Source organism: Pseudomonas sp. 05N434 (assembly GCF_056396965.1).
Map to the genome: position 1 here is coordinate 1 of NZ_JBFTMK010000671.1, position 2,374 is coordinate 2,374.

2 protein-coding genes and 1 pseudogene are annotated in these 2,374 nt (G+C 62.0%); 1 reads left to right on the forward strand and 2 read right to left on the reverse strand.

What is annotated here, in order from left to right; genetic code table 11:
* Window positions 1–80 precede the first annotated feature (80 nt).
* Entirely contained in the window at window positions 81–1,037 is a 957-nt protein-coding gene (locus AC1DLB_RS27785) for a quinone oxidoreductase family protein (RefSeq protein WP_477743745.1), read from the forward strand.
* 76 nt (window positions 1,038–1,113) lie between these two features.
* On the opposite strand, the gene AC1DLB_RS27790 is transcribed toward AC1DLB_RS27785, so the two are convergent.
* A complete protein-coding gene (locus AC1DLB_RS27790; protein WP_477743744.1) occupies window positions 1,114–2,148 on the reverse strand; it encodes a purine-nucleoside phosphorylase in 1,035 nt (344 codons plus the stop codon).
* Between the two features lie 24 nt (window positions 2,149–2,172).
* Window positions 2,173–2,374: pseudogene (locus AC1DLB_RS27795) on the reverse strand (nucleoside-specific channel-forming protein Tsx); the annotation flags it as partial.

The following is a 2,374-nucleotide window of genomic DNA, read 5'->3' on the forward strand; positions in this document are numbered from 1 at the left end:
GAGCAGTTGTGGCCCTTGGGTCGGCAACTGGTGGCGGGCTGGATCTCCTGAAACCTCTTATCCATTTGGTGGAAATGCCCATGAAAGCACTGCAATTCGACAAAACCGGCGACCTCTCGGCCCTGCGCTACGTTGAGGTGCCCACCCCCGTTCCCGGCGCTGACGAAGTGCTGGTCCAGATCAAGGCGGCGGGCCTCAATCCCAGCGATGTGAAAAACGTACTGGGGCGCTTTCCCTACACCACATTGCCGCGGATTCCCGGGCGTGATTTCGCCGGTATCGTCGTCGAAGGCCCGCAGGCGCTGATCGGCCAGGAAGTCTGGGGCACCGGCCGGGAGTTGGGCTTCTTTGCCGACGGTTCCCACGCGCAATTCGTCAAACTGCCGGCCAATGGCGTGGCGCTGAAGCCGACGCATCTGAGCTTTGCCCAGGCTGCCAGCCTCGGTGTGCCGTACACCACGGCGTGGGATGCGTTGGAACGCAGTCTTGTCACGACCGGAACGCGGTTGTTGGTGATCGGCGGCGGGGCGGTGGGCAGCGCAGCATTGGCGCTGGCCAAAGTCCGGGGCGCCCAAGTGCTGGCGGCGGCGCGGCGGCCGGAGCAGGTCAAGGATTTGCAGGCTCAGGGTTATCAGACGCTGCAACTGGATAAGCCCGAAGAGCTGGGCGCACAGGTCAACGCCGTGTATGCCGGCGGTGCCGACGTGATCTTCGACACCACCGGTTTCTGGCTACCGGCCTCGGTCCCGGCGCTGGCCGCGTTCGGTCGCATCGCAATCATCGCCGCGCCGGCGGATGGGCATGTGCAATTGCCGGCCCTGGCGCTGTATCGCAAGGGCGGTTCGGTGGTGGGGATCAATTCGTTGCTGTACGGGGTTCAGGCGTGTGCGGCGATGCTCGAACAGTTCGGAAGCTTTTTCGATCAGGGCCTGTTGCCGTTGCCGGAAGGGCTAGTTGAATCGCCGTTGGCCGAGGGGCTGGAACGGTATGCCGAGGTGAATCAGGGCAGTGGCGACAAGGTGATTTTGTTGCCTTGAAATGGATGCAACTGGAAATACACCCCGGATCAAATGTGGGAGCGGGCAAGCCCGTTCCCACATAGGGACGTATGAATCAGGCCTCAGGCACGCCTTTCTCCCAAGCCGACCAATTCTTTAAGATCTCCTGCACCAACGGATTCCCCGTGCGGTACAGGTTCTCCAGTGCCGGCACAAACCCGCCCTGATCGGCGTATTTGAGCAGGTTATCCACCTCGCTCTGGCCCGGCGCGGGCCGGTCGAAGTCGGAACCGGCGCGTACCACCGCCAAACGGCGGACATCCACCAGACCTTCGCGACTGGCCCGCAGCAGTGCCTCGTAGGTGGAGTTGTCTTCCTGCTGAGTGGTGCAGTAGACACCTTCGTTGTTGGTCAGCAATTTTGTCCAGACTTCCGCCCGCTCACTCAAGCGCGTCCCGGAAAACCAGGTATTGCCCGCCAGCGTGTCGCACTGGGTCACCACCGGCGGCTGATTGGCCGGGGCCGACGGATACTTCAAGCGCCACGCCGCCGACTCCTTGCTCTCGCTCAGCTCGACCTTGTGGCTCAGGGCGAAGGCCTTGGCCTGCAGCTTTGGGTTGAGTTCGAAGACTTCGGTCTTGTAATCCAGCGGCGGTTTTTCGTTCGGGCCTTTGGTGTTAATGCCCAGGTAACCGGTCGGCCAGTCTTTCGGCGCGTCCCGGGAATCCAGTTCCCACTGGGTGCCAAACTCCACCAGGTAGTGCGCCCACGCGGTGGTGCCGAGGGTCCCGTGTTTTGGGTTGATGCCGGCAATCCCGGCGATCAGGAAGTAACTTTTGCGCAGGTCGAATTTCGGCGACAGCGCCAGGGCCAGGGTCGAGGCCGCCGCATTGGTCTGGCCCATGCCGGTGACCATCAGGCACACCTGTTCGGTGTTGCAGCGAATGTTCGGGTACTCGGCGGACAGGCCCGGTACTCGCACTTCCTGCTTGAGTTCCAGGCGATCGATCCAGTTCTGCGCTTCGGGAGCGAACATGGTGATCAGCATCACTTTCGGCTGGATCGGCGCTTCTACCGCCCAGGCAGAGGAAGAGAGCAGGGTGCTTGCCGCAAAACCGACAGACAGGGAAAGACGCGTCATTGCTTTCATAAAACCTCCTGATTCAAATGAGCCTTAAAACTGATAGCCGACACCGGCGTAGTAACCCCAGCCGTTGGAACGGGCGCGGAAGTCGCCGTCGCCGAAATTCAACTCACTGCCGTCCTCCCAGTTGCCGCCGTTGTGGAAGTAGCGGCCGACCAGGGTGAAACGCAAGTGGGTGAAGGCGTAGAGCAACACGTTGGTGGCCACGGTGGCATTGGCGGTGCGGGCCGGG

Bases quoted from the DNA above. Each gene is read 5' to 3' on its own strand.
- AC1DLB_RS27785 (WP_477743745.1), top strand. From the start codon at position 81: ATGAAAGCACTGCAATTCGACAAAACCGGCGACCTCTCGGCCCTGCGC.
- AC1DLB_RS27790 (WP_477743744.1), bottom strand. From the start codon at position 2,148: ATGAAAGCAATGACGCGTCTTTCCCTGTCTGTCGGTTTTGCGGCAAGC.